Origin of the sequence: Streptomyces katrae (genome assembly GCF_000966975.1) — a bacterium.
GTDB lineage: Bacteria > Actinomycetota > Actinomycetes > Streptomycetales > Streptomycetaceae > Streptomyces > Streptomyces katrae.
In genome coordinates, this window is sequence record NZ_JZWV01000071.1 from 1 (window position 1) to 4,108 (window position 4,108).

Annotated in this window: 7 protein-coding genes; 5 read left to right on the plus strand and 2 right to left on the minus strand. The window is 70.8% G+C overall.

The features are described 5' to 3' along the window. The coding region (locus tag VR44_RS42195) for a zinc finger domain-containing protein (RefSeq protein ID WP_281187104.1) at positions 1–123 on the plus strand (123 nt) is incomplete at its 5' end. On the opposite strand, the gene VR44_RS03850 is transcribed toward VR44_RS42195, so the two are convergent. Next, positions 96–512 (minus strand): winged helix-turn-helix transcriptional regulator, encoded by a 417-nt coding sequence (locus VR44_RS03850; protein WP_045945924.1) that lies wholly within the window; start codon positions 510–512, stop codon positions 96–98. The two genes, VR44_RS42195 and VR44_RS03850, sit on opposite strands and share 28 nt — an antisense overlap. 137 nt (positions 513–649) lie before the next feature. Between VR44_RS03850 and VR44_RS03855 the strand changes: the two genes are divergently transcribed. Further along, positions 650–1,249 carry a flavodoxin family protein gene (locus VR44_RS03855; protein WP_211275015.1) on the plus strand — a complete coding sequence of 200 codons (600 nt, stop codon included), beginning with the start codon at positions 650–652 and terminating at the stop codon, positions 1,247–1,249. A 26-nt stretch (positions 1,250–1,275) separates the two neighbouring features. On the opposite strand, the gene VR44_RS03860 is transcribed toward VR44_RS03855, so the two are convergent. Continuing rightward, positions 1,276–2,115 (minus strand): CAP domain-containing protein, encoded by an 840-nt coding sequence (locus VR44_RS03860; RefSeq protein WP_045945926.1) that lies wholly within the window; start codon positions 2,113–2,115, stop codon positions 1,276–1,278. A gap of 130 nt (positions 2,116–2,245) precedes the next feature. On the opposite strand from VR44_RS03860, the gene VR44_RS03865 reads away from it, so the two are divergent. From VR44_RS03865 to VR44_RS03875, 3 genes are all read left to right on the plus strand, one after another. Next, positions 2,246–2,527 (plus strand): acylphosphatase, encoded by a 282-nt coding sequence (locus VR44_RS03865; protein WP_045945927.1) that lies wholly within the window; start codon positions 2,246–2,248, stop codon positions 2,525–2,527. Between the two features lie 359 nt (positions 2,528–2,886). Next, positions 2,887–3,102 (plus strand): hypothetical protein, encoded by a 216-nt coding sequence (locus VR44_RS03870; RefSeq protein WP_042810367.1) that lies wholly within the window; start codon positions 2,887–2,889, stop codon positions 3,100–3,102. 249 nt (positions 3,103–3,351) lie between these two features. Continuing rightward, on the plus strand, positions 3,352–4,108 hold a 757-nt coding region (locus VR44_RS03875), incomplete at its 3' end, for a chromosome segregation SMC family protein (RefSeq protein ID WP_045945928.1).

Sequence of the window (4,108 nt, forward strand, 5' to 3'; positions counted from 1 at the left end):
GCCTACGGGCGGGAGGGCGAGCCCTGCCGCCGCTGCGGTACGCCGATGCGGCGGCGGGCCTGGATGAACCGGTCCAGCTACTTCTGCCCGCGCTGTCAGAGGCCGCCGCGCGCGGCGTCGTAGGCCTCTCGCGAGCTGAGGACCACGCCCATGCTGCCCTCCACGAAGTGGATCAGGGCGAGCAGGCGGTCGGCGACCTCCCGGCCGAGGGGGGTCAGCTCGTAGTCCACGCGGGGCGGGTTGGTCGCCTGGGCCTCACGCGTGACGATGCCGTCGCGCTCCAGGGCGTGCAGGGTCTGGGAGAGCATCTTCTCGCTCACTCCGTCGACCCGGCGGCGCAGCTCGTTGAAGCGGCGGGGGCCGTCGCGCAGGGCGCCCACGGTGAGGCTGCCCCAGCGGCCGGTGACGTGCTCCAGGGTCTCCCGGGAGGGGCAGGCGCGCGCGAAGACGTCGAACGACAGGTCGGCCGCGTCGGCCTCGGCGCAGACGTCGGTACAGGCGGGGGTCTCCATACCTCAAGCGTACCTCCGGGTAGCGCTAACTGTCTGCTTGCGCTTTCCAAAAGTTAGTGCTTCTCTGTTGGTGTCGCACCGCGGCACATCGCGGCGCACCGCAACAGCCCTCTAGGAGTAGTGCCATGTCTGCCACCATCCCCGCCCCCGTCGTCTCGATCGCCTACCACTCGGGCTACGGCCACACCGCCGTCGTCGCCGAGGCCGTGCGGGCCGGCGCCGCCGCGGCCGGGGCGACCGTGCACGTCGTCAAGGTCGACGAGATCACCGACGCCGAGTGGGAACTCCTCGACGCCTCCGACGCGATCGTCTTCGGCTCCCCGACCTACATGGGCACCGCGTCCGGCGCCTTCCACGTCTTCGCCGAGGCCACCTCGAAGCGCTGGTTCGGCGACGCCTGGCAGGACAAGGTGGCGGCGGGCTTCACCAACTCCGCGTCCAAGTCCGGCGACAAGCTCAACACCCTGCAGTACTTCCAGATGCTGGCCTCGCAGCACGGCATGAGCTGGGTGAACCTCGGTCTGAAGCCGGGCTGGAACTCCTCCACCGGCAGCGAGTTCGACCTCAACCGCCTGGGCTTCTCCTCCGGTGCGGCCGCCCAGAGCAACGCCGACGAGGGTCCGGAGGCCGTGCACAAGGCCGACATCGCGACCGCCGAGCACCTCGGCCGCCGGGTCGCCGAGCACACCCGCGTGGTCGTCGCGGGCCGGGCGGCGCTGGCCGCTGCCGCGGTCTGACCCCTTCCGGGGCCGGCGGCCGGGCTCTAGAAGCCGAAGTCCTGGGTCCACCAGGGGCCGCCGGCGCCGAAGTAGACGCCCACGCCGAGGGTGCGGAATTCGCAGTTGAGGATGTTCGCGCGGTGGCCCGGGCTGTTCATCCAGGACTCCATCACGGTCTTGGCGTCACCCTGGCCGCGGGCGATGTTCTCGCCGCCCATCCCGCTGATCCCGGCGTTCTGCGCCCGCTGCCAGGGGGTGTTCCCGTCCGGGTCCGTGTGGTCGAAGAAGCCCCGTACGGCCATGTCCTTGCTGAAGGCGGCGGCGAGCGCGGCCAGCGGCGGGTTCGCCCGGACCGGGACGCAGCCCGCCTGGGCGCGCTCCTGGTTGACCAGGGCGAGCACCTCGGCCTCCGCGGACGGGTTCGCGACCCCGGCGGCCGGCGGCTTGGGCGCCGCGGGCTTGGGGGCGGCCGCCTTCGGGGGCTGCGGGGAGGCGGTCTTCTCCGGGGCCTTGGTGGAGGCCGCCGGGGTGGGCGTGGGCGTCGGGGAAGCCGAGGGGGACGGCGAGGCCGAAGGGCTCGGGGAGGCCGAGGGGGTGGCCGACGGGGTGCCCGTACCGGGGCCGTCGGAGGCGCGGCCGGACAGGTTGGCGAGACCGCCCTGCTGGAGCCCGGCCTCCGGGCTCGGGGTGGGCTTCGCCCGGGCCTCGGTCCGGTCGGCGGAGCCCGAGCCGACGTAGGGGAAGGAGCCGCCGACCGGTACGAAGCCGGTCGTGACGGCCGCCGTGCCGAGGACCACGGCCACGGAGACGCCGAGCAGCCCGGTGCGCACGGCGGTGCGGCCGGCACCGCGGCGCGGTGCGGCGTGGAGTCGGTGGCGTCCCATGGGTCGCGGCCCCTCTTTGCAGGATCAACGTTTGCTCACCCGAACGGGTGAGGCATTGGTGGGGGACTGTAGTCCATGCCGCAAAGGGGGCGAGGGGATCAAGAGGCCTTTGCACGGTTAGCGTTCTTGCATGGACGAAGACGTACGCATGACCGCCTGGGTGCGCGGCCGTGTACAGGGAGTGGGCTTCCGCTGGTTCACCAGGGCCAATGCTCTGGAGATCGGAGGGCTGGCCGGCTTCGCGCTCAACCTCGACGACGGCAGAGTGCAGGTGGTGGCGGAAGGTCAACGTGAGAATTGCCACCGGCTGCTCGACTGGCTCCGCGACGGCGACACGCCCGGCCGGGTGGACGGGGTGACGGAGATCTGGGGCACACCGCGCGGCGGCTACGACGGGTTCGAGATCCGGTGATCTATCGACCGATCATGAACTGATCAGATCCCCGGACCGTCCGCACCCGGTCGGAACTGCGCATTCGCCGTCGAGCCGTTGCCGTCGGCGGCGAATCGTGGAAGGCTCGGAGACGAGGATGATCTCCACGCCCCCTCTGCGGGCCGGGACGCCCGCCGATACGGGGCGTGATCGTGTTGACCGTCAAACTTTTTGGTGAGACGCTGGAAGCCCCGCGCACCTGAGCTGTTTGGCAGTGCTGGCAGTAGGCGGCGTTAGTGAGTGCAGTGACTGACAGTCGCTGCCGGACATCCGCGGGTGCGATTCCCTCACGACCCACACCGCTTCGGTCGGTCACTCAGTGTGGAGGACCATCCATCATGGCAAAGGCGCTTCTCGGTTACGTCGGCGGCTCCGACCCGCGACTCCTCGCCGAGATGCGACGGCTTCAGCAGCGCGTCCAGGACCTCGAGTCCGAGCTCGGACGGATCCAGTCCGAGAACGACGCTCTGACCGCGGCCGCCGCTCAGCACGGGGACTCGCTGCTCGGCAGCATGGACCTCGACGTATCCCAGGCGGAGCCTGCGCTCACCTGATCCGCGACTACCCGTCGTCCGACTCCAGCCCGGCACGATCTGCAAGGGCCCCGCACGATCTGCAAGGGACGCTCCGGCGTCCCTTCTTTCTTGCGGCTTCCTGCGGCGGATCCCCCTTTGCGGCGGTCCGACCACCGGCCCGGTGCGCCAGCGGCGCATTGGGCCAGGTGGGCGGCTGATTCCTTTGGCGTTTGATCTGCCCTGCACCTTCATGGGTGAAACCGAACGCGAAAGGTAGAGTCCGGCGGCGTGCACCTCAAGTCCCTGACCCTGCGCGGCTTCAAATCCTTCGCCTCCGCGACCACCCTCCGCTTCGAACCGGGCATCACCTGTGTCGTGGGCCCCAACGGTTCCGGCAAGTCCAACGTCGTGGACGCGCTGTCCTGGGTCATGGGGGAGCAGGGGGCCAAATCCCTGCGCGGCGGCAAGATGGAAGACGTCATCTTCGCCGGGACGACGGGCCGGCCGCCCCTCGGCCGAGCCGAGGTCTCCCTCACCATCGACAACTCCGACGGCGCCCTGCCGATCGAGTACGCCGAGGTCACCATCACGCGGATCATGTTCCGCGGCGGCAGCAGCGAGTACCAGATCAACGGGGAGACGTGCCGGCTCCTCGACATCCAGGAACTCCTCTCCGACTCCGGCATCGGCCGCGAGATGCACGTCATCGTCGGCCAGGGCCAGCTCGACTCCGTCCTGCACGCCGACCCCATGGGCCGCCGCGCCTTCATCGAGGAGGCCGCCGGGGTACTGAAGCACCGCAAGCGCAAGGAGAAGGCGCTGCGCAAGCTCGACGCGATGCAGGCCAACCTCGCGCGGGTGCAGGACCTGACCGACGAGCTGCGCCGGCAGCTCAAGCCCCTGGGTCGGCAGGCGGCCGTGGCCCGGCGGGCGGCCGTCATCCAGGCCGACCTGCGTGACGCCCGGCTGCGGCTGCTCGCCGACGACCTGGTCGCGCTGCGGGCCGCGCTGGACGCGGAGATCGCCGACGAGGCCGCCCTGAAGG